Here is a 25,402-nt window from a genome sequence, read left to right as displayed (position 1 = left end):
CCTAGACCTGTACCGCTTTTTTGCCGGTGACTTTCGACTTCGGCAGACGGCCGGCGCGTGATGAGCCGGCCAGGCTCTCGCCCGAGATCACGACGTCGAATTCCAGGTTCAGGCTCATTGGGCGGGTGATCTTTTGCGACCAGGTCAGGTGATCCCCGTCCGGGCGGACCTCGAGTTGAATTGAGCGTAGAGGCACTTCTTCGTCTTTGCTGCGAGCAGTGCCGGTGATTGACATTCCGTCCTCTGCGAATGTCAGGAGGGCGTGCATTTTGCCAAGGGGCGTGGACATGGTGATATTCCAGGTGCCGAAGATGGTACTCATCACTTACTTCCTGCCAGGATTCGAAGAGGCCTAAGCGATTCTGGGTCACGCCAGACCACGCCACGGCGCTCGTACTCGAAGAGACGTTCGACCTCGATAGCGATCGCCGGCCCGAACTGGCGCTCGAGCAAATACAGGCCCAGATCGAGCCCGGAAGTCACCCCGCCAGCGCTGACGAAGTCACCGTCATCTACTACGCGGGCATTGATCGTCGACACGCCAGTGGCATCGAGAACGTCCATTCCCTGCACGTGGGTGACCGCATGACGTCCGTCGAGGAGGCCGGCCATTGCCAGAGCCAATGATCCGCCGCAAACGGTCGCTACAAGGACGTCGGGATTCGCGAATGCTTGAGTGATGAGTTCAGGCAGCTTCGTCTCACCAACACGTGCCAGAAGTATCGGGATGGTGTCTACTTCGCCGGGGTCGGCATCGATCGGTCCGGAAGCGCCTGGGACAATGATGAAACCTTCGAGCGACGGATCCAGAACTGCGGTTGCTTCGAGCGTCAAGCCGCGAGTCCCACTGACCACTGTCCGTGGACCCTCCGCTGAAACCAGACGCACATCCATCCCCCCGCCAAGCGCATCGCTGCCTGCGGCAAGGACCTCGAAGGGTGCCACCACGTCCAGCGGATCGAAACCGTCAATCAGCACAATCTGAGCATGCACAGCATGGCCCCTTTTCCTCGTCAGCACGTTCGGCTATGTAGACGGTACGAGATGCCCGACCAAACGCGTGAGGGGCAATTTAGTCACAAAGCAACGGAATTTTGCCACGAGCTATATCGACCCACTGTTGAGATGATTACAGGGCATCCAGCTCGTGCATGCGTGTAGTCAAGTTTTTCCGGAAAGTAGGCTATTTGCCATGCACACAATCGCGGTACTCGCGTTAGATGACCTCATCGTTTTCGATCTGGCAACCCCCATCGAGATTTTCGGCCGTGCACGTTTGCCGGGCGGCGGACCGGCGTATCGGGTAAAAGTGTGCGCCGCCCAACCAACGGTTCGGGCCGGCAGCGTCACGCTCAGTGCGCAGTGGGGGCTCGAGGAGCTCCTCGCGGCAGACACCATCATCATCCCTGGCCTGACCGATCCCAGTGCGGTGTTGTCAGGTGAGGTGCGTGACACACTGCGAGAGGCGGCCGGACGCGGGACTCGAATCGCATCCATCTGTGTCGGCGCCTTCACGCTTGCCGCTACTGGGCTGCTGGACGGTTTGTCCGCCACCACGCACTGGATGGCTGCGGAGAAGTTCGCCGCCGAGTTCCCGCAGGTGAAAACGGACGCCAGCGTCCTCTATATCGACAACGGCCAAATCCTCACCTCGGCCGGCGCCGCAGCAGGTATGGACCTGTGCCTCCACATGATCTATCGGGACTACGGAGCGGCGGTAGCAGCAGACACCGCGCGACTGGCTGTCGTGCCATTGGAAAGGCAAGGGGGGCAGTCCCAGTTCATCACGCAGAACCCACGAACCAGCGAGGGTACAGGTCTGGCTCAGGTCCTGGTTTGGCTCGAGGCAAATGCACACAAACCCATAACCTTGGGGCAGATCGCAGAAAAAGCGCGTATCAGTACTCGCACTCTCAACAGGCAATTTCAGGATCAAACCGGAATGACACCCGTTCACTGGCTGCGGAAAGCACGCATCAGGCAAGCCCAATCATTGCTAGAGACAACTGATCACAGTATTGAACGAATCGGCCGGCAGGTCGGGTTCGCATCGACAACCAACTTCCGCGACACCTTCAAAAAGACGGTCGGCCCCACCCCCGCAAACTACCGCCGCGCCTTCCGTCCTTCGTCCCAGTCGCAACCATGACGTTGGAGCTTGAACACGAGGCTCGGGGTCGTGCTTTTGAGTGGGCCGAGAACAGGCACGGGTGCGTTTCTACTACCCCGGCAAGAACCACGCTCATCTGCTCCGTGTCCCACTCGTGGGCGAGTATCACGTCCCGTAGATCGCGGGAGCGCTGCGCGCGTTTCTTTCGCGCAAGACCATTGAACTGCCCCGCTGACCACCGGTTGCATGGCGGTGTCACTGCGCCCGATCGAGCATGTTCGTATATGTGGGTGTCCTCAAACAGGTGCGACTCTGCCGCGTCTATGGAGGCGTGCACACAGATTGGAACGTCGCACGACGTGTAGCAGCACAACCGAAGACGGGAGCGCCGGTCCAGTCGCGAGCTGGTCGGCGAAACGTTGCGGCCGCATGATTTTTGGCCGTCGCCGTCCTTGGTCCAAAAGCGCCCGCAACCGTCATCGGCAATTGCTCCGTCCATATCCAGCATTCATCGGCGGCGGGTCCTTGTGCCGACGCGGGACCAGAACTGTTCCGGCCCAGCGGCTTTCACTTCTCCCCCTTCCCGACCTGGACCTAAACCGTCTCTTCCACTTCAACGAACCAGCCCACAACGGCGTTTTCGCTCTGCCCTTTGTTGACCAGCTCGACGGCTTCGGTGGCGGATACCGCCGCCTCGAGAAAACCGGTTGCGTGACCTTGCTCGTCTAACACGGGGACGCGGGGATACCGTGGCCGTCCTCGCCGTTGTAGTGCTTTTGCCTACCGCTCCCCCGTGCCAAGCGACTAACTGCTCATAGACCTCGCCTAGTGACTCTTGGGCCGAGCGGAGCGGAGCCAACAGCTCGGTAGCGTCACCGTCGTCGCCGAAGTGGACGCCTGGCGAGGAGTTCGACAGCAGTGCGGTGCGAATGCCATTGCGGTCCATATCGGCAAGCTGCCGCTCAACGCTCCAGTCCGGCTACGCCGGCACGCCGTCGGGGATCTCGTGCCCGCCGGTACTTGCAGCCGCGACGTAATCGTCGGTTACGAAGTGCGCATGGACGTATATCAGGTCGTGCCTACTTTGTGGGGTGGCAGTCATCGGATTCTTGTCCCGGCGGTCCAGACACCGGAGATTTTTTGGGTGGCGGTGATGTAGATGGTTGGATCGCCGTCGATGAGGAGCAGGTCCGCGCGCAGGCCCGGCGTGACGGCGCCGCGGTCGGTGAGGCCGAAGGCGCGGGCAGGGCCGGTTGTGGCGGCGCGGAGGGCTTCGACGGGGGTGTACCCAGCGTCGACGAGCAGTTCCAGTTCGTGGTGCAGGGCGACACCGAGCGGAATCGTGAATGAGGCGTCTGTTCCGGCGACGGAGTCAGTTCCGGCGAGGACAGTCACGTCAGCCTTCCGCAGCGCGATGACTGAGTCGCGGGCGTTGTCATAGTTCGCTCCTGGTCGTGGCATCGCCGCGGCCAGAATCTTTGAGACAGATAGGGTCGGGATGGCGAGGCGTCCCTGATCGGCCATGCCGACCGCGATGGCAGCCGTGATCGGGTCTTCGGTCGGGACATGCGTGATGATGTCCGCTCCGGCGTTCAGCGACATCGTGAAGGCGTCGATGTGGCTGGCGTGCGCGACGACGATAACGCCCGTGGCATGTGCTTCGGCGACGACGGCCCGAACGATTTTCGGATCCGCGCCGCCTCTCCCCGGAGCATCCGTGACGATTTTGATGAAGTCGGAGCCGTCGGCGATGCGGCGTGCTACGCCCTCGGCCACATCCGCCGGATCGGTGGCGATGGCGTAGCTGGGCATGCCGAAGCGCGAATGCGGACCGGTCGGACCGATGAACGGCACCCCGGCACTGATGAGGCTGGCGGTGCCCGTCTGGCCGCGGAGCGCGGCGGTCGTCGCGGCAGGCCAGGACGCCATGTCCATTCCAGTGGTGACGCCGTTGTGCGCCAGGGCGTCGAGGTCGCGTCGGCTGGAGATGTGGACGTGCGCGTCGATGAGGCCTGGCAGAAGCGTGGCACCGGCGCCGTCCACGATCCGTGCATTCCCGCCGTCCGGAAGCTCGGGGGTGATGCTCGTGATCGTGTCGTCGTCGATGCGGACCGAGACCGGCCCGGTCAGTCCCTCGTCGGCGAGAAGCCGCACGTTCGTGATGATGGTGGTGGTGGTGGTGGTAGTGGTAGTGGTAGTGGTAGTGGTCGTCATGATGATATTCGTTTTTTCGTTCACGGTGTTGGAGGACGCGGGGCTCAGCCGTGTAACCAGGCGAAGGTGTTGGCGTAGTACTCGTCCCGCGGCCCTGGCTGATCGTCGCCGAGCAAGTCGCCGCTGACGTCATACCCTCGCCGGTGCAGATGCCAAGCGAGAACCGCATACGACGAGCGGTATCCGGCGAAGGCGTGATGAGGCAGGTCGATTTGAGTGCCGGGAAGCACCGCAGCGATCGTGTCGCGCTCGTAGACGACGTCAAGAGCCGCGATCCGCCACTCGTCCTCGCGCCGTTCGAGCCGGTAGCCGATCCGCGTGTAGGACACGAGGTCGACAGGGACGTCGTTGACATCGCTACGCACCTCGATTGCCGCCGGCAGCTCCAGCCAGGCACGGTCACCGCCGCGGTGAACGACCGGTGCTGAAAGCCGGTGCACGCTCCTGTCCCCCCGGTGGCTCATCCGTTCCGAAGCCGTGACGAAGCCCGGGCCATCACCGGCGTACCACGTCAGATGAACCCGGGAGTCTGGCCAGTATGTCGCGGCCATTTGCGGCCACCAACTCCGATCACGAGCCTGTCGTTCACGGAGAACCACCTGCTCGAGCAGGCTCGTCTCGGGTAACTTGTCGCACATGACACTCCCTCGCTAGATAGCTATCATGCTAGGTAAATCCCGCGCGATCTGCAAGTATGGACCTATGAATGACTACATCGATGGCTTCGCCCGCGCCTGGGCTCAGGCCAATCCAGCGGCGCTGCAGCGTGTGAACACACAGCGAGGTCCTGGCGCCAGCGATGGACTTGACGAAATCTTGTTTGTCGCGCGCATCATGCGACTGCACCGGTTCCTCGATGAGGCCCTCCGGGCACAGCTGCGCACACACGCCATGTCCCCGGCAGAGTTCGACATCTTGACCATCCTCGACTGCCAAGGCGCGGAGGGCTTTCTCCGCCCGGGCGAAATCACGCGACGCACCCTCGCTACAACTGGCGGCACCGCCACCACGCTCCGGCACCTCGAGGCGCGTGGACTGGTCGCCCGAGAGCGGGCGAGCGACGACGGTCGATCACATCGAGTGCGTCTGACTGCCAGTGGCCGCGAATCCGTGCGCCTGGCCGCGATCGACGCCGTGTCCGCGCAAACTGCGCTCCTGACGCCGCGCGAGGCCCTAACCCCAGCAAACGATGCGCTGCAACAGCTTCTCGAGCACTTGGGAGACGTCAATGGGCCAAGCGAAGGCTGACACTCTCAATGTGGTCATGGTGCGCACATTGGCAGCCGTCGCAGATATCCGTTCAGGCAACACACAGAGGGCCGACACTCCGGATCGCCCACACAGCCGCCGTCGGTGTCGCGACCGGCCGCATATTGGTGTGGGAATTGAGATGGCGGACGTAAAATGTACCTCGCGTCACCCGGACAACGTACCGATGACGGACAACCTTGGGGGTAGGTGCATTGATAGAAGCCTTGCAGCGCGGACCGGCACGGAGCGCGTCGACAACCGGTTTTACCCGTACGGCCTACTTGTGACCGACGACCGAAAGCTGCCGGTCATGAAGATCAAAACCATAGCTCTGCAGGATGCAATTTTCAAGAGCGCCTATTTTTCTAGCATCGCGACGGACGAGCGCGGCGTCATTCAGATCTTTAATGTGGGAGCCGAGCGCATGCTCGGGTATACGGCCCAGGACGTCGTGAACCGCATCACCCCTGCGGATATCTCCGACCCTCAAGAGCTGGTGGCGCGAGCCGCATCACTTAGTCTCGAGCTCGACACGCCTATATCGCCAGGATTCGAGGCGCTGGTGTTCAAGGCTTCGCGCGGGATTGAGGACATCTACGAACTCACGTACGTGCGCAAGGACGGAAGCCGGTTCCCTGCGCTGGTCTCCGTCACGGCCCTGCGGGATCCGGACGATGAGATCATCGGCTACCTCTTAATCGGCACCGACAACACCGTCCGTCAGGAGATCGAGGCGACGCAAGCGCTCCTCGACCAGAGGCTGCGCGACCAGCAGTTCTACACGCGCTCTCTCATCGAGTCGAACATCGACGCGCTCATGACGACTGACCCGCACGGGATCGTCTCCGACGTCAATCAGCAGATGATCGCGCTCACCGGCCGGACCCGAGACGAATTGATCGGAGCGCCGTTCCGCAACTTCTTCACTGACCCGATCAGTGCCGACGCGGCGATCACCCGCGTGCTATCGGAGAATAAAGTCTCGGACTACGAGCTAACGGTCCGGTCGCTCGACGGCCATGAAACCGTGGTGTCGTACAACGCCGCGACGTTCCACGACCGCGAACGCACGCTCCAGGGCGTGTTCGCCTCCGCTCGCGACGTCACGGACCGCAAGGAGTCCGAGCGGACGTTGCTGGAGAAGAACCTCGAGCTGGAGCGGGCTAGCCGGCTGAAGTCCGAGTTCCTCGCTACCATGTCGCACGAGCTGCGGACGCCTCTCAATGCGATCATCGGCTTCTCCGAGGCACTGCGTGACGGCCTCATGGGAGAGATGACGGCCAGCCAACATGACTACATCGGGGACATCTTCACCAGTGGGCAACACCTGCTGTCCCTGATCAACGACATCCTCGATCTGTCGAAGGTCGAAGCCGGCATGATGCAGCTCGAGCTGGAGACCGTCGACGTGCAGGCGCTACTGACCAGCAGCCTGTCGATAGTGCGGGAGAAGGCTGCGGCCCAGCGGATCGCGCTGGACCTGGAGGTAAATGACGGCGTCGGCTTTACCGTCCTCGATGTCCGTAAGACGAAGCAGATTGTCTACAACCTGCTCTCCAACGCCGTGAAGTTCAGTCCCGCGGGTGGCCGAGTGGTGATGACCGCGCGAACGGTGCCGGCATCTACGGTTGGACATCTCTCCGCACCATGGCCGGCCCATGGCCTCCCGATGGTCGATGACGGCTTCGCCGAGTTTCTCGAGATCTGCGTCACGGACGGCGGCATCGGAATCTCCGAGCAGGACATGGTGACGCTGTTCAACGCGTTCACCCAGATCGACAGCAGCCTCGCCCGCCAGTTCGAGGGCACGGGTCTCGGACTTGCCATGGTCAAGGAACTCGCCGAGCTGCATGGCGGAGCGGTCGGGGTGGCGAGCGCAGTGAGCGAAGGTACCCAGTTCGCCGTGTGGCTCCCGGTGCGACCTACCACCGAGGCGGCTGACAGGTCAGCCGCCGGCCGGCACGAGGGCACGGTCGACCCGGGCTTTGAGGGCCACACGGCGCTGGTCGTCGAGGACGACGACTCCTCGGCCGAGCTCATCCGGGTCCTGCTCATGTCCGAAGGCTTCCACGTGGTCCGGGCGGTCAGCGGCGAGGAGGCGCTGGCGGTGGTGACGCAGCACACATTGAGCCTAATCACCCTCGACATCCGACTCCCCGGGATGGACGGTTGGGAGTTCCTCGCCCGCATAGGACAGGACAGCACTCTGGCGCAGGTGCCCGTCGTGATCGTCACCGGAGACGATGGGAGCAACATGGCTCTCGCGGCGGGTGCTGCGGCCATCCTCCCTAAGCCGATCAGCCGGGTCCAACTCCGCGCCTCCCTCGCGGAGCACGGCCTCCGCGACGACCAGTCGGTCACCAGTACGGTTCTGGTGGTTGACGACGACCCCAAGGCGGTGGAGCTGATCGCCGCTTTTCTCCCGCGTCCGGCGTACAACGTCGTGCGCGCCTACGGGGGCGCTGAAGCGATCGCCCTCGCCAAGCGGGTGAACCCTGATCTGGTGCTGCTTGACCTGATGATGCCGACGGTGACCGGCTTCGACGTCGTCGAGGCCCTTCAGCAGGACTCCAGGACCTCGGCGATCCCGATACTTATTGTGACCGCGAAGCAGGTCACGACCCATGACCGCGAGGCCCTCGACGGTGGCACGGGCACGGGCACGGGCACGGGCACGGGCACCGGCACGATCCAGATCATGCAGAAGGCCGGCTTCGACCGCTCGCGGTTCATGGCCCACGTTCGCCGGGCGCTGACGGGCGCTGGCGGGAGGATTGGCTGATGGCCAAGGTCTTAGTGATCGAGGACAACGCCGCGAACATGAAACTGGCGACCTTGCTCCTGGTGCACGCCGGGCACACGGTACTTCCAGCCGTCGACGCCGAGTCTGGCCTGGGACGAGCCCGCCTCGAGCGGCCCGACCTGATCCTTATGGACATCCAGCTGCCTGGTATGGACGGCCACCGGGCCACCACGCTGCTCAAGGAGGACCCGACGACGTCCGTGATCCCCGTGATCGCACTCACAGCATTGGCTATGAAGGACGACGAGGAGCGCAGTCGGTTGGCCGGCTGCGACGCCTACATCGCCAAGCCATTGCGCCGCTCTGAGCTCTATGCGGTTATCGACCGGCTGCTCCTTTCGTCACAGGTCGGCGTCGAGCCGGCCGAGACCCGCTCACCCGCGGATACCAAGCATGGGCTCAGCTGATGCCGCAACGGGCCGTGGTCCTCATCGTGGACGACGAACCGATGAATCGGAAGCTGATGGAGGCGCTGCTCCACCCGGAGGGCTACCGCACGCGGACCGCGGCCAACGGGATCGACGCGCTCGCGTCCGTTGCAGCGCTTCCGCCGGACCTTGTACTGCTCGACGTCATGATGCCCGGCATGGACGGGTACGCTGTGGCGCGGACGCTCAAGAGCAACCCAACGACAGCCGGGATCCCTATCATCATGCTGTCAGCGCGGCTTGATCCCGAGGCGCGTCTCGAGGGTCTCGAGGCCGGTGCGGAGGACTTCCTCAGCAAACCGGTGGACCGAGCGGAGATGTGGCTGCGGGTTCGGAACCTGCTCCGGCTCAAGGACCTAACGGATGCTCTCGCCGAGCAGGGTGCCGACCTTGAGCGACAAGTCATCGAGCGCACGGCAGAGCTCAACCGCCTAGCCCACTTCGACTCTTTGACCGGGCTGCCCAACCGCGCGCTTTTCATGCAGACCCTGGAGAAAACACTTGCCCTGAGCGTCGAGCAGGGGTCCGGTGTCGGCCTGCTCTTCATCGACATCGACGACTTCAAGATGGTCAACGACACACGGGGCCACGCGTCCGGCGACAGCCTCCTGCGCGAGTTCGGCGAACGGTTGCGCCTTTCGGTGCCCGTCCGCGACACGGTTGGACGCCTTGGCGGCGACGAGTTCGGTGTGATCCTGCTTCTCGAGGACGGTCCGGCGGGCGCCGGGCGCGTCGCACAGAATGTGGTCGACGCTATGCGGGTCGCCTTCGAGCTCGACGGTACCGACGTCACCGCCAGCGCCAGCGTCGGAATCGCTCTGTACCCGGACGACACCGATCGGCCAGACACGCTGCTCCAGTACGCCGACACTGCGATGTACGCCTCCAAGCGGGCCGGCCGGAACACTTTCCGCTTCTCCAACGCTCTGATGAACTCTGAAGTCCAGGCGAGGGTCCGGCTTGAAACCGCCCTGCGCCTCGCTGTGGTCGAGGAGCAATTCACCCTGCACTTCCAGCCGAAGGTCCAGCTGAACACGGGCCAGGTTAGCGGCTTCGAGGCCCTGCTCCGGTGGGACTGCCCAGGGCACGGCGCGGTGTCCCCCGCGGACTTTATCCCCGCACTCGAGACGACGGGCCTGATCGTGCGGGTCGGGCAGTGGGTCATCGACCAGGCGTGCCGGCAGATCAGCGCATGGCGGGAGACCGCCTTCAACCACCTGTCCATCTCTGTGAACGTTTCCGGCCGCCAGCTGCTCGACGGGGACCTGCTCAGCGACGTCGTCTGCGCCCTGGCCGAACACAACGTCCCCGGGCATCTGCTCGAGTTGGAGCTGACCGAGAGCACGCTTATGGCCAACACAGAGACAACCATCCAGACGCTCGCCCGCGTCAAAGAGCATGGCGTCCGCATCTCGATCGACGACTTCGGCACGGGATACTCCAGCCTCGCCTACCTGCGCCGGTTCCCGATCGACATTCTGAAGATCGACATGGCCTTCGTGCGGGACATCACGTTAAGCGCCCAGGAGTCTGCAATCGCACGGGCGATCATCCGGATGGGCCACGACCTGGACCTCGAGGTGATCGCGGAAGGGGTAGAGACGGCGGCGCAGCTGGCGTTCCTCCGTCGGCACGGGTGCGACCAGATGCAAGGCTACTTGTTCAGCTGCCCACTGGCGCTACCCGAGCTGGAGGCACTTATGAGTTCCGCTCCGGTCTTGGCGGACGCGGACCCTCGGTGCCCACTGAAAGCCGTGCTGCTGCTCGGCCCTGACTCCGCCGAAACGACGGCCCTCCGAGCCCTCCTCATACGGGACGGCTACCGCGTCCTGTCGGCTTCCTCAACGCACGACGGGCTCGCGATGCTGGCCGAACACGAGGTCCAAGTCCTGGTCTGCGACCAGCAGATCAGCGCGCCCGGCGACTTCCTCCGTCACGCCAGGCACATGTACCCGCACGCCCGTCGAATCGTCGTAAATGGGAGCGGAGACGTGAAGGCGCTGAGCGACGCGATCAACCACGGGCCGACCCACGGCTACTACACAGACCCCTGGGACCCGGACGTGGTGCACGCCGCCGTGGTCAAGGCCTTCGGCGTGAACTATAGGGAGACAACCTCGCCGACGGCCGTGGTGCGCTAACTACAGGAGCGCATCCGTCTGATCCGCCGGACGGCGGGCGACGCCTAGATCCTCTATTACGACGGGCGGGCCGCCGTGTGCAACGCCCTAGTCGAGAAGTGGCAGCGCTGCTACACTTGGCGGGGTCGGTTTTGAGCGAGCAGCACGACGTGGGAAGCCGGCGACCAACGCTACGTCTCCGAAGCTTCCATGCTCGAGCTGGCCGCATTGAACAACCCCATCGAGGTCATCGATGAGGCGGTGATCCTCCCCGAACTCGTCTCCGCCTAGACTAAAACAACAGACCCGCATGGTGTTGAGAAACTTCACCACTCAGCGGGACGACTTCGACATGTTCCTGGCTCGCGAACACCGCTTCCAGGCGAACCTGCTGCTTCTCCGTGAGCAGGCTCGTACCGGTGTGCAGGGTGCGGCGAACACCGTAGAGAGGGTCACCGGCACGGCCACGGTGGCCCGTGGTGTCGTGTTGGACGCGTTGACGACACCGGTCCAGGCCGTCGCCGGCGAGTTGAACGACATGGAACGGGTCCATCACGGGAACAGCGTCGGGAAGCTCTTCCGCGGCGGCAGTCTTGAACCCGCTGAATCCATCCATCGCGACGACCTCGATCCCATCACGCCACTGCTGTGGGCGCCCCGCGAGCCATTGTTTGAACATAGCCTTCGAACGACCCTCGACCATATCCAACAGCCTCGCCGGGCCGGTCTTGTTCCGTGCGGGGGTGAGGTCGATGATCACGGTGACGTACTTGTCGCCCTTGCGGGTGTGTCGCCAAACACGCTCGTCAACACCGATCGTGGTGACCCCATTGAAGCGGTGAGGGTCATCGATCAGGCGTCGCTTGCCCTCCGCGATGAACGCACTGTTCGCGGTATGCCACGACACCCCGAGACCGGCGGCGACACGGGACACGGTGAGATGGTCAACGACGATTCCCGCAAGCGCCCAGGCCAGCCCGCGGCGAGTGATCTTTGACCGCGGCACGGCAACCGTGCTGGTGTCCTGCCGCCATGTTCGCCCGCAGTCAGCGCACCGGTAGCGGCGGACCCGGACGAGCAGTGTCGTCGGTCGGTGCCCGAACGGTTCATGCGCGAGTCGGCGAATTACGGTGTCACGCGGCACAGCCTCGGTGCCACATTTTCGACACCACGGATCCGCCTCGACCAACCGGCATTCAATCACCGCCCGGTCCGGCTCGAGGTGCTGCCCGACGGCTTCGAGACCGAGCTCATCGAGTCGGCAGAACGTGGTCAGATCGGGCGCGGCGAAGGTAGTTTGGAGCACGTCGAGGTCTTTCAGATGGGCAGCGTGAGAACTTCCATCCTGGAAGACCTCGACGCCTATCCGAGCACCGGCACGCGCACCCCGACTACACCCTCAATTACGAAGAGCCTCTTAACCCTGCAGGTGGACTCTGCCGTCCACTACTACGAGGACTCCGTCTATTAGGGGTTCTCTCGATCGTGAAGTGACCTGCGACGCTGTGGCGGTGTCGTCGCAGTCGAATCACTCCCTCAGTACGAGCTACCAGTTGGCTATTTTGCGATCAGGCTTCCTCTTGGAAGGGTGTCGGCAATGTTCCCGGGCGCCTGCGCGCCGAGGAGGGGCCAGACGACGTCGTGGCCTTCGACTTGCATTACCAACCCTTGTGGCCCGTTCGGGAGGAACAACGCTTGTCCTTCGGGGCGACCGGCTTTCGGGTCGTCGACTACGGTATCAATCCCTTCTTCGGGCGCGCCGTCGGCGGCGGGAACCATGTACGCGACAACTTTGGCTCCAAAAGGTAAAGCTTTTGCGTAGTACGAGGGATCCGAACTGCCCGCCCAGTAAAGCTCGAGGTACACATTGCCGTCATTGCCAGCTGCGAGCTCTCCTTTGAAAACGTCGTCGGGGAGCAGGACGAGGACCGTAGAGTCGAGACCCGTGATCGTTCGTCCCTCCCGCAACCCCACGACCGTCGCCTCCACAACCATTTGGCTAACCGCGGCCAACTCCTGCGGGGAATCCAACGGGTCGTAATCGACGGTGCGACCGCCGAGAGCCTCAAGGGTGTCGGTAACCTGATAGGACGACGGTGCGGCGGATTCTTGGGCGATCGGCTGGCCGCCGGGCAGGATAAGCACGCCACCCATTGCTAAAGCCAACCCCCCGAGGAGACCCACGCCGACAACAACCCCGGCCGCCGACCACAGCAGTGTTTGCCTGCGTCGCTGGACAGGAGCGGTCGACTGGACCTGATTCACAAGCTCCGCCCTGAGCGCGTCGCTAAACGTGTTATCCACGTGAAGATGATTCATGACAAATTCCCTTCCGCTATCGCGCCTGAGTTGGGAGTGGCCCCTTCGGCGATTGCTGCTCGCATTCGACGACGCGCCCGATGCATCCGAGTCTTCGCCGCCCCAGGTGTGATGTGGAGTATCGCCGCAGCCGCGGCGAGAGAGTAATCCTCGAAGACGACCAAGCTGACCAGGTGCATGTCTGTGGGGCTCAAACTCCTGAGAGCAAGCGCCGCATTCACATTGGCGGCGTCCTCCGCATAGGAGTCCTCGCTCTTGTGGATATTGACGACTTCGCCCCTGGGTAGGGAAAGAAGAAGCTTCGAGTAGCGAAACGCTGCCCGCCGGCCATTGCGGGCGACGTTAGTGGCCGTGACCAGAAGCCACGGGAGAACAGAGTCCTCTACCAATCTCACTTTGCTGCGGCGGCGCCACAACTCAAGAAAGGCCGCCGAGAGGATGTCTTCGGCGTCGTGGCGGTTTCCCGACAACCGGTAGGCATGCCGGAAGATCCGGTCGCGATGGCGATCGTAAAGCACACCGAAGGCGTCGCCCTCGCCCGCGAGGCTGCGCGACCACAGCTCGCCATCATCGCGATCGTTGTTCCCCATACCCTGTATTGTCGGGCAGGATCGAAAAGGTTACAGAAGCCAAGAATTTGAAGGTGAACGCACCTCTTGGGCGGTACCGCTGTCTCGTAAACCATGGGTTATGAGCCTTGTGGGTTAAGAAACAGTCGCGCGTGCGTTGGGTCGCGTTCCGTGGGCGCAAGTGCGGGCCGCAAGTGAGCGATGATTCGATGTCGGGCAATGGCCCAAGGCGGGGCATCCATGACGCTCGAACAACCAGGCGGCCTTCGGCCACAATCAACGTACACATGCTTAGCGCCAGATCCAGTGGCGACGCCATCCGCGTCGACCATAATCACGTCGGCAACGCCGGGCATGCACGATTGCGGGAGGATGACCAAATGAAGAAAGTCAACTGGCCAGTAGTGGTACCGATCGTTTTGATTGGGGTGCTGCTTGGGTGGCTTGCTGTTTGGCGATTTTCCCGTGCATCAAACGCACTCTTCCTCTGGATGAGTGGTGGGATGCCCGTCTTGGTAGTCCTATTTGCTTTCATGGCGGTGGTTGCCTGGCTACGTCGCAGGAAGTCGAGCCAGACGTGGGCCCTGATGACCCTGGACGATCCAGACGCTGCGCACTTCATAGCTTTCGTTTATCCGTCCGTCAGGAGCCAGCTGGGCAAGCTCGGCTGGCGACTACACGGGTCGGCCTATCTATCGATACCCACTGTTGGAGTCCGCTTCGGTCCGGCCGACGTCACCTTTTGGGAGGCCGGTGCAGAGGGACCGACTCTGACTTTGGCTTCCTCGCATATCAAATCCGCCGCAGTAGGACAAGTCAGTGACGGGTACCGGGGTCACCCGGCGATCGATCTCGAACTCACAACAGCACACCGCAACAACCGCCTCCAACTAAACCTTCGAAATGTCCGCCACCACAACCTGTCAACGGAAGGAATGAAAGAAGCGCTCTATAGAGTCCCAGTCGGTCCTCGGCATGACGCGGATTCCTGAATGTTCAAATCCGGGCGCCGGCATCTCCCGTCCTGCGGAAGTTCCAAGGGCCGGCGCTAGCAACGCAATGACGTGTCTCGAAACCCTACCGATGCGAGACAGGTCCAGATACAAATGAAGGGCGTCTTCCTTGGTGTGGCTCCCCGGGGGCGACCATCGGACGGATTGGCTGGGAGGCTTCTAGTGAGTGAAGTGAAAATACCAGTGCAAGTACTGGTTGTGGTGATACGCATGGTACTTCTTTGGATAGTCGTTCCACTTGCCTGCATTGCATGGGTCGTGTTGTTCTGGAAAACCAGGGCCACATTGGGGGCTTGTCTTGGGTGGTTTGATGTGAATCTGATTGTATTCATCCAACGGATAATCGTCAGGCCATTTATTCGCAGGCCGCCGCCGCCCTGGTTGGCGCTGTCCAAGATGGCAATCGTGGAGCACCGTATAGGCTTCCTCGAACTCTGGTAACCCCAATTCGTCGGGGAACGACTGCGCCTTTGGAGTAGCCAACAGCGATGCTGTAGCCATCTGACTGGGCCGGCTCGGCAGTGTTTCGTCGTGCTGCCTCTGGTTCCGCTGGCAACCATCTCAAAATGCCGCCAGCCACGGCGGCATCGTGGGAATCAGACGCACGACGTCGGGCACGGCATCCTGTTGTCTCGAATCCCTACGGATATAAGGCGTCTCACGGCCCCGTTCACAGACCCCTGCACGAACCGCGGAATCTCGCGGAGCGATGATCTCGTAACTTCGTTGCATAACCTCCTGGTTGGATATCGCACTCACTGTTAGTTATGCGACGTTGACGGCGCACAAGGAGCAGTCTCAGAAAAGTACAGCTTTCCGAGACACTCGGACGGTTCCCTGTACGGGAGCAGAGTGCTCGTCACCGCACGATAAGTAGTCATCCCTAAAAGTCGTCTCAGCGGCGGCGCCACCCCGCGGACACGAGCTGGGGTTTTCCCAGACAGCGTCTTGCATCCCATGGGATATGAGGCGCTTGGGTTGCGAGACACTTTCAGTGCTCACGCGCGCTATATGAGACTTGGCCGAACGATCAGTCCCTCCTTCCACCGCTACGGTGCGTTGGCTGCCGGATTCCGGCAGCCGCCATGCTGGCGATGATCCACGCCGATTTGGAATAACCTAGCCGCGAGTGGGCCGATCCACTCATCGACTGAACGGAAGTATGACTTGTGGACTCCACTCCTGTAGGCCCTCGAATGCATCGTGGCACCGCTCCCTTGTCGGCGGTCACTCATGACGCTGAGATGGCGGCGGTGCTTTGGGACATGGACGGGACGATCATCGACTCGGAGTCAGTCTGGGGAGAAGCTCAACACCGATTGGCGGCACAATACGGCGGTCGTTGGACGGAGGCCGATGTCACTGCACTAGTAGGTTCAACAATGGAACAGACGGTAGCGGCTCTGCGGTCGGCGGGGGTGGACCTAGATGATGACGCGATCGCTCAGGCATTGGAGACCGCGGTCATTAACTCCCTCCGCGAGGAAATTGTCTGGAGGCCTGGGGCCCGCGAACTTCTCCGGAGTCTCGGCCACGCGGGCATCCGCCAGGCGATTGTGACCACGTCTTCGAAGAGCCTCGTCGATGTCGTCGTGCGGGCGCTTGAAGCCGACCTAACGTTTTCCACCGTCGTGAGCGGCGATGATGTTTCGCAAGGGAAACCTCACCCAGAACCCTATTTGACTGCGGCGGCCCGTCTTAGCGTCGATATCGCTGATTGTCTGGCAATTGAAGATTCGATCACGGGCCTTCGGGCTGCGATCGCTTCTGGCGCAGTCGCGTTAGGGGTGCCCAACGACGTCGCGCTCGAGGAAGGAAAAGATCACGCGCTTTGGGACACACTCCACGGAAAAACCGTGAAAGACGTATTGCACCTATTTGGTTCCCGACGTGGCGTCACTGCACCCGGAATGTTCTAGTCGCGCCCGCTTTGCTTGGCGACAGTTGATGTTTGGACTGATCCGCTCTTCAATTAACTCGTGCTCGTACTCCATGCGGAAGTGGTCAGCACGTTGACCATCAGCCGGCCCATCGACGTCGCCTCGGCAAGGTGAAGGACCGAGCGTCGGACGATCACTGCGCTGTTGAAGAGTGCATCTACATGCCGTGATTGTCGCCGAGCTTTGCATTCGGGCTACGGTGCTTTTATGGCTCAGTTGATTTGGGATATGGATGGGACGCTACTGGACTCGACGCACGTAGTGCCCGCGGCATTCGTGACTGTCGCTCATCAGCTTGGAGCGCGCGATATTGATCGCGATCAAGTCGTCGCGGCATACTCTCTTGGCGTACCGGAGGTGATGCTTCCACACCTTGTCGGTCGACCGGTTACCAACCAGGAAATGAGCCTCTACTATGAGTGTCTTCGAGGCCAGCAAATCGAGCCTTACGCTGGAATCATTGAGACTCTCGCTGAAGTTCGGCGGCTAGGACAACAGGTCGTGGTCTTCACAGGAGCCAGTTCCCGAGCGGCTCGCATCCTGTTTGATGCTGCAGGAATTGACGTCGACCTCCTTATCGGCGGTGATCACGTTCAGCACCCCAAGCCCGCACCAGACGGTGTAGTTCGTGCAGCACAGGCCGCAGGGGCCTCGCTGTCCAACGTGATCTATATCGGCGACGCTCCCACTGATCTTCAGGCAGCGCAATCGGCTGGAGCAGTGGGAGCTGCGGCCGCATGGGGACACCTATACGACCCAAAGGCGCCGGCCACCGTCACGCTCCGACGACCTGAAGATGCTCTCCCCCTGATCGGACACAACACGGTCGCTGCCCCTCACCCACACGTGTCGCGCTGAGGGATCGTCTATCGTACGTTCGTCGGCGCGTGACGGGGGTCCTTGTGTCGCTGGGCAAAAGCCTTCCGCCCAGCTCCGATCGCGGCACAGCTGAGCGGCGCAAGCCAAAAGCCCCTGAGCACTAATCAGGTCCCGCTCGCCGTTTCACTGACGATCCGGCTTGCGGAGCGCTCATACATTCATGGGCGGCGGCAAAGATCCTTGATCGGATCTGCTGGAATGATACTCAGGATGATCCAGGCCACGATCATCGCTCCTCGAGGCGGAAGTCATTGGACTGGGCTGCAAACCAAGCAGTAGAAGCCGTCTCAGCTGCCGCCGACCAGATAGAAGCAACGGTGGCGGCTGGGCTTCTGATTGCAACGCCAGCGGGTGCGAGGAATTGAGAGAGCGGCGTTCGTCGTGCCAGTCGAACGGTGCTCGGTGCAAGTTCCCGTTTCATATTTTCGTACTCCTTCAGCGTGGGCGAATCAATTATGTTGGTGGTGTGCGGGAGGGCAATGAGCGTCTAGGCCATCGTTTTCCTCGAGCGCGAGAGACTTGGCGCGAGAAGAAGAACCACTACACCGACCACGATCAGCACACAGAGGCCCCATCTGAGATCTGTGGCTTCCGTTAGGCCGCCCACGAGGGGGCTGGTGACGAGGAATCCGATCCGCATGAGCCAACTGACCAGAGTGACCCCGGCCCCCGCGCTGATTCCAGGAAGTGAGGCGGCGGCCGTCAGCGCGCTGGGGACGAGCGTGGCGGAGCCATAGCCGGCCATCGCGAGGCCGAGCAGCAGGGTAACGACCTGGTCGTGCGTGCTGACGACAAGCAGCGCACCCGTCGCGATAAGGAGCCCGCCCAAGCGTGCAACTGCACTCCGCCCGAAACGATTGATAAGCAGATCGCCTGAGAATCGACCTACGCACTGGCTGCCGATAGTGACGGTGAACGCGAGGCCGGCGAGGGCTACCGGCATCCCTCCGATCTGCACCGCTGACATAGCTGCCCAGTTGTTCGCGACGTCTTCCAGCATCGTCCCGCAGATCGCAATTGCGATAAGCGGCAATGCGGCCACGAATGCGAGCCTCATGCCCCCACGCGGCCGGGCGGCATCCGCGGCCGACGCCTCGGGCGCCTGCGCGGCTGGCCCGATCAACCAACCGCCCGCGATGGCGAGCAGGAAACAAATTGCTGCAACCACCGCGAGGAAGACTCGCACGTCTACCCCTCCAGCTGCGGCCAGGGTGGCTAGGGCGCCGCTGGCGACTCCGCCGAGGCTCCACAGCGCGTGCATCGACGAAAGGATAGATCGCCCGGCCAGATCCTGAACTCTGATGCCGGCAATGTTCTGAGCTACGTCCACGATGGCGTCGAAGAAGCCGATGAGAAAAATGGTCCCCGCGAGCATCCAGCCAGAGGTAGCCCAGGCCGCTGCGGCAACCGAGGCGCCCACGAGTGCCGTGCCGAGCACGGCTACGGGTATCGCCCCGAATCGAGCTATGAGCGGTGATGGCAGAGCCGATGAGGCAATCGCGCCGACAGCGAAAGCTGCCACGATCAAGCCAAACTCTGCTGCGCCGAGACCCAGCCGTTGGGACAGCAGCGGGTACCACGGGAGCAGCGCTGCGAAGACGGCCCCGTTGCTCGCGAACATGATTCCCACACCCGCTGGACCCGCTCTTGAGACTTTGCCTGTCTTCGTCATAGCGAGCACTTTACGATCTAGAATGATCACGTGCAACGATCAGAACGCCACCGATTGATCATTCGCTCTGTTGATTCCGGTGTTCGTACCGTCGACGATCTGGTTACCCTCACGGGCGCCTCTGCCGTAAGCATCCGGCGCGATCTCGTGGAATTGTCCGAGCAAGGCGCCCTGAGACGTATTCGGGGTGGTGCCGCACCCTCGCTTAGCCGTGGAGCGCGGTATCCATTCGAGATTCGCCGTAGTGCTGACGCAGCCGAGAAGATGATGCTGGCTCGAACGGTCGCCGGCCTCATTTCGCCCGGCGATTCCGTGCTCATTGACAACGGCACGACGGCGCTGGCTGTTGCGGAAGGACTGTCCGGCCTTGGCATCACTGTAATGGCGCTGTCTCTACATGCCGCCGCCGCGCTGGCCCGGACGCCGGGAAATGAAGTGATCGTGCCGGGGGGTGTGGTCGGACCCGACGACCTGGCTTTCACGGGACCGGGTGCAGCGGAAGCGGTTCGGGCAATGAGGTTTGACTTCGCTATTCTCGGAGCGTGCGCAGCCGACCCGGAAACCGGCCTAACGGTAGCCGGATGGGGAGACGCTCAAGTTAAGCGGGCCGCCATCGAATGCGCCCGGCGCGTCGTGCTGGTCGCCACCCCCGACAAGTTCGAACGCACAGCCGCTCACCGATTTGGCAGCCTAAAAGACCTCGACACGATTGTCACCACCCGCGACGTGCCCGCTGAAGTCATATTCGACGCAAGGGAAGCAGGGGCCACCGTAATCGTGGCATCCGAAGAGCTCGCGTAACGCGAGCAGGTAACTGGGAATTCTCCTGGTGGCGGCTAAGGCCGGGATCACTTCTCGCCCGAGTGGTGCGAGGCGGATCGAAGCGATCCCAGAGGCAGTGCACGAGGGGGGCTACCACGGGATAACTGCCCAAGCCGCACTCGCTTCGCGCTGTCTCGTATCCCATGGGCGGCTTCAAGGGGTCGTAGCAACAACGTCAGAGTGAGGTGTTATCGATGGCGTCGAGAGCGGCGGGCGGCACATCGCCGCACACGCCAAATACCGGCATTTGGCTACTGCCCCTCCGCCGGATGCACAGAAGGTGGCTCTTACGACGCACCGTGGGCGAGGCGATTGGCCGGATGTTCCTGCCTTTATCCGACCTTTTTGACCTGGTGTTGTTCGACCAGGGGGCGAGCACATCGAAGTCGACTTCACGCATGTGTTGTTGTGACTCAATATGTCTCCTCCGGTTGCAACGTTGGCCGGCGTGCGGCGAACGGTGTGGGTCCGGGAACCTAACGAACCCGGAGTAGGCGGTGCAGTGCACGCGTCAGGATGGGCGAGAGCTGCTCATCCGTGAGGTGCGGGAAGGTCGATATTGCCGCAAACGACATGAATGCGGCAGTTACTGCGAACACCTGTTCCGGGGTTGGCGTTTCGCTGTAGATCACCTTGGCGACGCGATCGAAGACGTCTGGCCGACCGTTGGCGGGACTCGGAAGGGCGCTTACAGCGGGATCGGAGACGAGAAACACGATCCGCAGTCTCTGATTGAGCCCAGCGGCCACCAGCGCCGTTATTGTCGCATCCATTCGAGCGGTTCGGGATTTGATAGCGCTAATGGTCTCTAGCGTCGCGAGGAACTGTGACGTCTCGGCCTCAATGATCTCGCTCAGGATGTCGGCCTTCGACGAATAGTGATAGTACAGCGCGGCTCGAGTCAGCCCGAGTTCCGTTGCCACGTCCTGCATGGAAGTGCCGTCATAGCCGTGCTCGGCGAACATCGTGCCGGCAACCTCGAGAATGCGCTGCTTGGCCTGAGCGGTTTGCTCGGAACGAGTGGTGCGGGCGACTCGTGCCACGGTGAATGCTCCCTAATTCCTAGATGGTCTTAGTTACTTTACAGTTCGTACAGCATAAACCGACACCCTGTATAGTAATTGACTATACAGTGTGTATAACGAAAATGGTTCGTGATCTCACGACTTCCTCCCAACGGAACGGGTTCTCCACATGGCTGGTCTTCTCTATCGTCTCGGACGATTCGCCGCGCGGCGGCGGTGGAGCGTCATCACTGCCTGGATCGTCATTTTCGTGCTGTCTGGTGCCAGTTATGCGCTGTTCGCGGGCACGATCTCGTCCTCGATCACGATTCCGGGTACCCCGACGGCGAAGGTGAGCGAACAGCTTGAGGAGCAGTTCCCAGCGGTAAGTGGAGGGACTGGAACCCTCGTCTTCTCCACCACCGGTGGTCAACCCTTCACCGAGACGCAGAAGGCACAAGCCCACGCCCTGCTTACCGATATTGCTAAATTCTCGGGCATCAACGCCGCAACGGATCCTTTCGCGATCGAGACGGAACTGGCCGATCAGCGCCAGCAGATCATGGACGGGCGGGCACAGCTCGTTGCCGGACGAGCCGAGCTCGACGCGGCGCAGGGCCAGCTTGATGTTGGCGTGCAGCAGCTCGCCGGCGCGCACGCGCAACTCGACGCGGCACGCTCCCAAGCGGACGATTCCGCCGACGCTCAGGCGCAATTCGCGCAACAACAGCAACTCCTCGACGCCCAGAGGACGCTCCTGACTGTTCAGCAGGCCGACCTCGACTCTGCCGTTGAGTCCTTGACAGAGCCTGGTTTGAAACTCGATCTCGGATCCTCACTTCTCGGAATGTCAAAGAACATTCGTTTTGTCTCAGAGGACGGCACGGCGGCACTTGCGACAGTGCAATTCACCGAGAATGCCTTCGTCGTACCGCCTGAGCTGAAGGCCCAGGTCGTTGCCGCGGCCGCCGATGCCCGCATCCCAGGTGTTGAGGTCAACATATCCAACGAGCTGGTTCAAGGCACACCCAACCTCGTCGGTCCGGGTGAGGCCGTTGGGATCGTCATCGCGGCCATAGTGCTGCTTGTGCTGCTGGGAACGGGATTGGGGGCAGCGCTTCCGCTCATCAGCGCGATGGTCGGACTCGGTGTCGCACTCCTTGCCGGTCTATCGTTCTCGGGGCTCGTCGAGTTCACTTCGATCACCCCACTCCTCGCCGTCATGCTGGGCCTTGCGGTGGGTATCGACTACTCCCTTTTCATCATCAACAGACACAGGTCCCAGCTCAACCGGGGAATACCGCTAGCTGAGTCCATCGGATTGGCCAACGGTACGTCTGGCAACGCCGTCGTCTTCGCCGGGACAACTGTCATCGTCGCGCTCCTGGCCCTGAACATCACCGGCATTCCGTTTCTGGGCCTCATGGGCACGGTGGGCGCTGTCTCCGTCGCGGTCGCTATCCTCGTCGCTATCAGCCTCACTCCCGCGATGCTGTCACTGGCCGGCATACGCATCCTTCGCAAGAAGGAGCGAAAACAAATAAGAGATGCCACCACCATCAAGGCCGCTCCCATGTCGACACGGCGCGCGGTGCTCACCATCGTCGCGGGAGTCGCGCTTCTCGGAGTCGTCGCCCTCCCCGCGCTGACGATGCGGCTTGGCCTCCCCGATGGATCGTCAGAAGCGACATCCTCCAGCCCTTACAAGTCCTTCGCCACCATCGCCGACAAGTTCGGGGTCGGCCAGAACGGCCCACTGGTTGTCGTGGCTGATCTCCCGGAAGCAGCCACGGGCTCTACCTTGCTCCAACAGCAGGTTGCCATCGCCACAAAGATCGCGGCCCAGAACAACGTGAGTGCCGTCGCTCCCATCGCCACATCGCCAGACAGCACCGCTATCGCCTTCCAAATTATCTCCACCGGCGGCCCATCGAGCGTCGCCACTGAAGATCTCATTCACGACCTTCGCAACCTCTCCCCCGTTGAGACGAAGGATGGCGCAGTTACCCTCGGTGTTGCAGGTACCGCCAGCGCACAGATCGACATCTCCGAGAAACTGAGCGAGGTCCTCCCGATCTACCTCGCCGTGGTCCTAGCGCTGTCCCTGATCATCCTTATCTTCGTCTTCCGCTCGATTCTCGTTCCCATCATCGCGACCGCCGGCTTCGTGCTCTCGCTCGTAGCCACTCTCGGCGCCCTCACGGCCGTGTACCAGTTCGGGTGGCTCAGCGCGCTCTTTGGAGTCCACGACCCCGCCCCGATCCTCAGCTTCCTACCGATGCTCGAAATCGGCGTGCTCTTTGGCCTAGCTATGGACTACCAGCTGTTCCTGGTCTCCGGGATGAGAGAAGCATACGTGCACGCCTCCTCAGCACAGGAAGCGGTGCAACGCGGCCTCCGCCTGGGCCGGCCTGTAGTCACCGCCGCAGCACTCATCATGATCGCCGTCTTTGCCGGGTTCATCTTCTCGGAGTCAGCAACGATCCGACCGATCGGGTTCGGTTTGGCATTCGGCGTTCTCCTCGATGCCTTTATCGTGCGGATGCTCCTAATCCCCGCCGCCATGCACCTCCTCGGCGACGCCGCCTGGTGGATCCCAAACCGGCTCGACCGACTCTTGCCGAACATCGATGTGGAGGGCGTGTCGCTCCAGCGCCTTGTGATCACAGGCCCAAAACCACCCCACCCAGCCTCCCGACTCTAAAGATCCCGATGTCGACGGCTGCAATTGGTCTCGCCCTAGGAATGATCGTGTTCCACCAGACGGCAAACATCGGCCAAGTCATCGTCGTCGTCATCGTCATGACCGCGCGGGCGCAGCCGTGGAACCACGCTAACCTCACTCTCGTCAGCTCCCTGGCGAGCTTTGGCTACGCCCTGACAGGATTGCAGTCCTCTACCGCCGCATCCCGTATTCCGTCGCAGTACGCGCTCGCGGTAGCGCCGCTCTCGTGGTCGTGACTGCGGGTGCCATATTCAGCGGCTCCCCTGGATTTGCCGCCGCTGCTGCTATGGCCATGATCGCGGTTCAATCGTTCGATGCAGTGATTGCGGGCCTGAGTGCCGACCGAATCAAAACTTATGGACCAGCTTTCACTGCCCTGGCCGACACCCGCGCTGGTTTGGCTGCTTTCTTCATAACGGCGCCCGCTCACCACACCAGAATATTGTGAGCAGGTGAGCCTGTCTTGTGACAGCTAGCGCTTTGCGCGGCATCTTTTGAGGCTCATAGGCCTCTTCTTCGTTCTTCGCGACGTCCCTGCTTAGCACTGAGCTTTTGGGCCCCGGCCGCGACCGACTCGCCCGCCGCCCATCGGAAGGCCGCGAGCAGGTCATCACCAAGCGCCATACCCATGATGACCAACAACCCCTGTATCAAATACCTAATGCTTTCTAAGACACCAGGCGTGTCAGGCCTCTGCCGCTCATTCCCCCGCGATTCGGGGCGCCCGGGCCTCTCGGAAAGTTGCCTCACCGCTGTTCGTGTCTCATGGTTCTGAATGGGGCTTTTCGAGGCAGAATGAAAGCACGGGATTGCTTGGCCAATCCACATCAGCATTTCCAGTCAAGACGCTCAGCTCCAGCTGGATGTCCAGGTTGCCGCCGGGGTGCAAAGGCGGGATGAGTTCGCCGATGTCACGTCCGGGAGTAGGACCGCGATCGAGCGGTCGGGGATGAAAAAGCTGCTCGATCATGCCGAGCCTGACGACACAGTCGTGGTGTGGCGGGTGGATCGACTGGGACGCTCTTTGATCGATGTCCTGAACACGGTCACTCTGCTGCGGGAACGCGGCGTCAATGTACGATCCATTTCGGACGGCATTGATCCAGGGACCACCACCGGCCGGCTCATGCTGAACATGTTGGCCACCCTCGCCGAATATGAACGGGAACTCATCGTCGAGCGCGTCACCGCAGGCATCGCCGCGGCCCGGCAGTCCGGCACCCGCTTCGGACGGCCCCTTTCAGACCCGGCAGTCATCGCCGACAAGCTCGCCATCGCCACCAACGCGCGAGCAAACGGGCGCACCGCTGAAAACGCAGCCCGCCTCGTGGGAAGGAGCCGAGCGACTCTCTATTGCCACCAGCAGTCCTCCTCAATCAGCTAAAGCGGCTCAATCTACCAGCAGGCCGAAAACGGACCTCCCCCTCCACGCCGAGGACCACAGCCCACCAGCCTGGCTCGCTCGCGTGACTGAAGCCCAGGGGCGCGCTGCCAACCCGCAGTTCGTTGATGCACACAGTAGGCAGCGCGTGG

22 protein-coding genes and 1 pseudogene are annotated in these 25,402 nt (G+C 62.1%); 13 read left to right on the top strand and 10 right to left on the bottom strand.

The window, feature by feature from the left end; all coding sequences use genetic code 11:
- Nucleotide 1: 1 nt before the first annotated feature.
- Both E3T19_RS15460 and E3T19_RS15455 read right to left on the bottom strand, forming a co-directional pair.
- Nucleotides 2-322 (bottom strand): hypothetical protein, encoded by a 321-nt coding sequence (locus E3T19_RS15460; RefSeq protein WP_134409287.1) that lies wholly within the window; start codon nt 320-322, stop codon nt 2-4.
- The gene (locus E3T19_RS15455; protein ID WP_134409286.1) at nt 322-993 is read right to left on the bottom strand and encodes a DJ-1/PfpI family protein; all 672 of its coding nucleotides are present in this window, start codon (nt 991-993) and stop codon (nt 322-324) included. The genes E3T19_RS15460 and E3T19_RS15455 overlap by 1 nt, the downstream gene beginning before the upstream one ends.
- Before the next feature lie 199 nt (nt 994-1,192).
- Here E3T19_RS15455 and E3T19_RS15450 point away from each other — a divergent pair, with 199 nt between their 5' ends.
- Entirely contained in the window at nt 1,193-2,149 is a 957-nt protein-coding gene (locus E3T19_RS15450; protein WP_134409285.1) for a GlxA family transcriptional regulator, read from the top strand.
- A 555-nt stretch (nt 2,150-2,704) separates the two neighbouring features.
- On the opposite strand, the gene E3T19_RS19110 is transcribed toward E3T19_RS15450, so the two are convergent.
- From E3T19_RS19110 to E3T19_RS15440, 3 genes are all read right to left on the bottom strand, one after another.
- On the bottom strand, nt 2,705-2,842 hold the full coding sequence (locus E3T19_RS19110; RefSeq protein WP_166788899.1) for a hypothetical protein: 138 nt from the start codon (nt 2,840-2,842) through the stop codon (nt 2,705-2,707).
- A gap of 366 nt (nt 2,843-3,208) precedes the next feature.
- Nucleotides 3,209-4,324, bottom strand: a complete 1,116-nt coding sequence (locus E3T19_RS15445) for an amidohydrolase family protein (RefSeq protein WP_134409284.1) — start codon at nt 4,322-4,324, stop codon at nt 3,209-3,211.
- A gap of 44 nt (nt 4,325-4,368) precedes the next feature.
- Nucleotides 4,369-4,962: a nuclear transport factor 2 family protein gene (locus tag E3T19_RS15440; RefSeq protein WP_134409283.1), complete on the bottom strand. Its 594-nt coding sequence runs from the start codon at nt 4,960-4,962 to the stop codon at nt 4,369-4,371.
- A 64-nt stretch (nt 4,963-5,026) separates the two neighbouring features.
- Between E3T19_RS15440 and E3T19_RS15435 the strand changes: the two genes are divergently transcribed.
- The 4 genes from E3T19_RS15435 to E3T19_RS15420 all read left to right on the top strand — a co-directional run bounded on the left by E3T19_RS15435 (nt 5,027) and on the right by E3T19_RS15420 (nt 10,947).
- Entirely contained in the window at nt 5,027-5,572 is a 546-nt protein-coding gene (locus tag E3T19_RS15435) for a MarR family winged helix-turn-helix transcriptional regulator (protein WP_166788898.1), read from the top strand.
- Between the two features lie 286 nt (nt 5,573-5,858).
- Nucleotides 5,859-8,357, top strand: coding sequence for a PAS domain-containing hybrid sensor histidine kinase/response regulator (locus E3T19_RS15430; protein ID WP_198418801.1), 2,499 nt, complete (start codon nt 5,859-5,861; stop codon nt 8,355-8,357).
- Complete coding sequence (locus tag E3T19_RS15425; RefSeq protein WP_134409280.1) at nt 8,357-8,785, top strand: response regulator; 429 nt, start codon at nt 8,357-8,359, stop codon at nt 8,783-8,785. Before E3T19_RS15430 ends, E3T19_RS15425 begins: the two co-directional genes overlap by 1 nt.
- 14 nt (nt 8,786-8,799) lie before the next feature.
- On the top strand, nt 8,800-10,947 hold the full coding sequence (locus tag E3T19_RS15420; protein ID WP_198418800.1) for an EAL domain-containing protein: 2,148 nt from the start codon (nt 8,800-8,802) through the stop codon (nt 10,945-10,947).
- 322 nt (nt 10,948-11,269) lie between these two features.
- Here E3T19_RS15420 and E3T19_RS15415 read toward each other — a convergent pair.
- A pseudogene (locus E3T19_RS15415) lies at nt 11,270-12,232 on the bottom strand (ISL3 family transposase); the annotation flags it as partial.
- Nucleotides 12,233-12,256: 24 nt separating this feature from the next.
- On the opposite strand from E3T19_RS15415, the gene E3T19_RS19105 reads away from it, so the two are divergent.
- On the top strand, nt 12,257-12,397 hold the full coding sequence (locus tag E3T19_RS19105; protein WP_166788897.1) for a hypothetical protein: 141 nt from the start codon (nt 12,257-12,259) through the stop codon (nt 12,395-12,397).
- 86 nt (nt 12,398-12,483) lie between these two features.
- Here the strand turns inward: E3T19_RS19105 and E3T19_RS15410 are convergent, their stop codons facing one another.
- Both E3T19_RS15410 and E3T19_RS15405 read right to left on the bottom strand, forming a co-directional pair.
- Complete coding sequence (locus tag E3T19_RS15410; protein ID WP_134409278.1) at nt 12,484-13,245, bottom strand: hypothetical protein; 762 nt, start codon at nt 13,243-13,245, stop codon at nt 12,484-12,486.
- Nucleotides 13,242-13,835, bottom strand: a complete 594-nt coding sequence (locus E3T19_RS15405; protein WP_134409277.1) for an RNA polymerase sigma factor — start codon at nt 13,833-13,835, stop codon at nt 13,242-13,244. The genes E3T19_RS15410 and E3T19_RS15405 overlap by 4 nt, the downstream gene beginning before the upstream one ends.
- Before the next feature lie 359 nt (nt 13,836-14,194).
- Between E3T19_RS15405 and E3T19_RS15400 the strand changes: the two genes are divergently transcribed.
- The 3 genes from E3T19_RS15400 to E3T19_RS15390 all read left to right on the top strand — a co-directional run bounded on the left by E3T19_RS15400 (nt 14,195) and on the right by E3T19_RS15390 (nt 17,625).
- The gene (locus E3T19_RS15400) at nt 14,195-14,806 is read left to right on the top strand and encodes a hypothetical protein (protein WP_134409276.1); all 612 of its coding nucleotides are present in this window, start codon (nt 14,195-14,197) and stop codon (nt 14,804-14,806) included.
- A 1,217-nt stretch (nt 14,807-16,023) separates the two neighbouring features.
- On the top strand, nt 16,024-16,746 hold the full coding sequence (locus E3T19_RS15395) for an HAD family phosphatase (protein WP_134409275.1): 723 nt from the start codon (nt 16,024-16,026) through the stop codon (nt 16,744-16,746).
- Between the two features lie 228 nt (nt 16,747-16,974).
- Nucleotides 16,975-17,625: an HAD family hydrolase gene (locus tag E3T19_RS15390; RefSeq protein WP_134409274.1), complete on the top strand. Its 651-nt coding sequence runs from the start codon at nt 16,975-16,977 to the stop codon at nt 17,623-17,625.
- 508 nt (nt 17,626-18,133) lie between these two features.
- Here the strand turns inward: E3T19_RS15390 and E3T19_RS15385 are convergent.
- Entirely contained in the window at nt 18,134-19,318 is a 1,185-nt protein-coding gene (locus E3T19_RS15385) for an MFS transporter (protein ID WP_198418799.1), read from the bottom strand.
- 30 nt (nt 19,319-19,348) lie between these two features.
- Here E3T19_RS15385 and E3T19_RS15380 point away from each other — a divergent pair, with 30 nt between their 5' ends.
- Nucleotides 19,349-20,119, top strand: a complete 771-nt coding sequence (locus E3T19_RS15380; protein ID WP_103461470.1) for a DeoR/GlpR family DNA-binding transcription regulator — start codon at nt 19,349-19,351, stop codon at nt 20,117-20,119.
- A gap of 497 nt (nt 20,120-20,616) precedes the next feature.
- On the opposite strand, the gene E3T19_RS15375 is transcribed toward E3T19_RS15380, so the two are convergent.
- Nucleotides 20,617-21,183, bottom strand: coding sequence for a TetR/AcrR family transcriptional regulator (locus tag E3T19_RS15375; RefSeq protein WP_134409273.1), 567 nt, complete (start codon nt 21,181-21,183; stop codon nt 20,617-20,619).
- Between the two features lie 151 nt (nt 21,184-21,334).
- Between E3T19_RS15375 and E3T19_RS15370 the strand changes: the two genes are divergently transcribed.
- The 3 genes from E3T19_RS15370 (at nt 21,335) to E3T19_RS15355 (ending at nt 25,253) form a co-directional block, all read left to right on the top strand.
- The gene (locus tag E3T19_RS15370) at nt 21,335-23,848 is read left to right on the top strand and encodes an MMPL family transporter (protein ID WP_134409272.1); all 2,514 of its coding nucleotides are present in this window, start codon (nt 21,335-21,337) and stop codon (nt 23,846-23,848) included.
- Nucleotides 23,849-23,895: 47 nt separating this feature from the next.
- Nucleotides 23,896-24,105 carry a hypothetical protein gene (locus tag E3T19_RS15365; protein ID WP_134409271.1) on the top strand — a complete coding sequence of 70 codons (210 nt, stop codon included), beginning with the start codon at nt 23,896-23,898 and terminating at the stop codon, nt 24,103-24,105.
- 572 nt (nt 24,106-24,677) lie between these two features.
- Nucleotides 24,678-25,253, top strand: a complete 576-nt coding sequence (locus tag E3T19_RS15355; protein WP_241980293.1) for a recombinase family protein — start codon at nt 24,678-24,680, stop codon at nt 25,251-25,253.
- The last annotated feature ends 149 nt before the right edge of the window (nt 25,254-25,402 follow it).

Origin of the sequence: Cryobacterium sp. TMT4-31 (assembly GCF_004403385.1) — a bacterium.
Lineage (GTDB): Bacteria > Actinomycetota > Actinomycetes > Actinomycetales > Microbacteriaceae > Cryobacterium > Cryobacterium zongtaii.
This window is presented reverse-complemented; position numbering and strand designations above follow the sequence as displayed.

What these genes read in the sequence shown, in the direction of transcription:
- E3T19_RS15390 (WP_134409274.1), top strand. Translation starts at nt 16,975, where the DNA reads ATGGCTCAGTTGATTTGGGATATGGATGGGACGCTACTGGACTCGACG.
- E3T19_RS15385 (WP_198418799.1), bottom strand. Translation starts at nt 19,318, where the DNA reads ATGACGAAGACAGGCAAAGTCTCAAGAGCGGGTCCAGCGGGTGTGGGA.
- E3T19_RS15400 (WP_134409276.1), top strand. Translation starts at nt 14,195, where the DNA reads ATGAAGAAAGTCAACTGGCCAGTAGTGGTACCGATCGTTTTGATTGGG.
- E3T19_RS15425 (WP_134409280.1), top strand. Translation starts at nt 8,357, where the DNA reads ATGGCCAAGGTCTTAGTGATCGAGGACAACGCCGCGAACATGAAACTG.
- E3T19_RS15440 (WP_134409283.1), bottom strand. Translation starts at nt 4,962, where the DNA reads ATGTGCGACAAGTTACCCGAGACGAGCCTGCTCGAGCAGGTGGTTCTC.
- E3T19_RS15370 (WP_134409272.1), top strand. Translation starts at nt 21,335, where the DNA reads ATGGCTGGTCTTCTCTATCGTCTCGGACGATTCGCCGCGCGGCGGCGG.
- E3T19_RS15435 (WP_166788898.1), top strand. Translation starts at nt 5,027, where the DNA reads ATGAATGACTACATCGATGGCTTCGCCCGCGCCTGGGCTCAGGCCAAT.
- E3T19_RS15450 (WP_134409285.1), top strand. Translation starts at nt 1,193, where the DNA reads ATGCACACAATCGCGGTACTCGCGTTAGATGACCTCATCGTTTTCGAT.
- E3T19_RS15405 (WP_134409277.1), bottom strand. Translation starts at nt 13,835, where the DNA reads ATGGGGAACAACGATCGCGATGATGGCGAGCTGTGGTCGCGCAGCCTC.
- E3T19_RS15410 (WP_134409278.1), bottom strand. Translation starts at nt 13,245, where the DNA reads ATGAATCATCTTCACGTGGATAACACGTTTAGCGACGCGCTCAGGGCG.
- E3T19_RS15460 (WP_134409287.1), bottom strand. Translation starts at nt 322, where the DNA reads ATGAGTACCATCTTCGGCACCTGGAATATCACCATGTCCACGCCCCTT.
- E3T19_RS15445 (WP_134409284.1), bottom strand. Translation starts at nt 4,324, where the DNA reads ATGACGACCACTACCACTACCACTACCACTACCACCACCACCACCACC.
- E3T19_RS15395 (WP_134409275.1), top strand. Translation starts at nt 16,024, where the DNA reads ATGCATCGTGGCACCGCTCCCTTGTCGGCGGTCACTCATGACGCTGAG.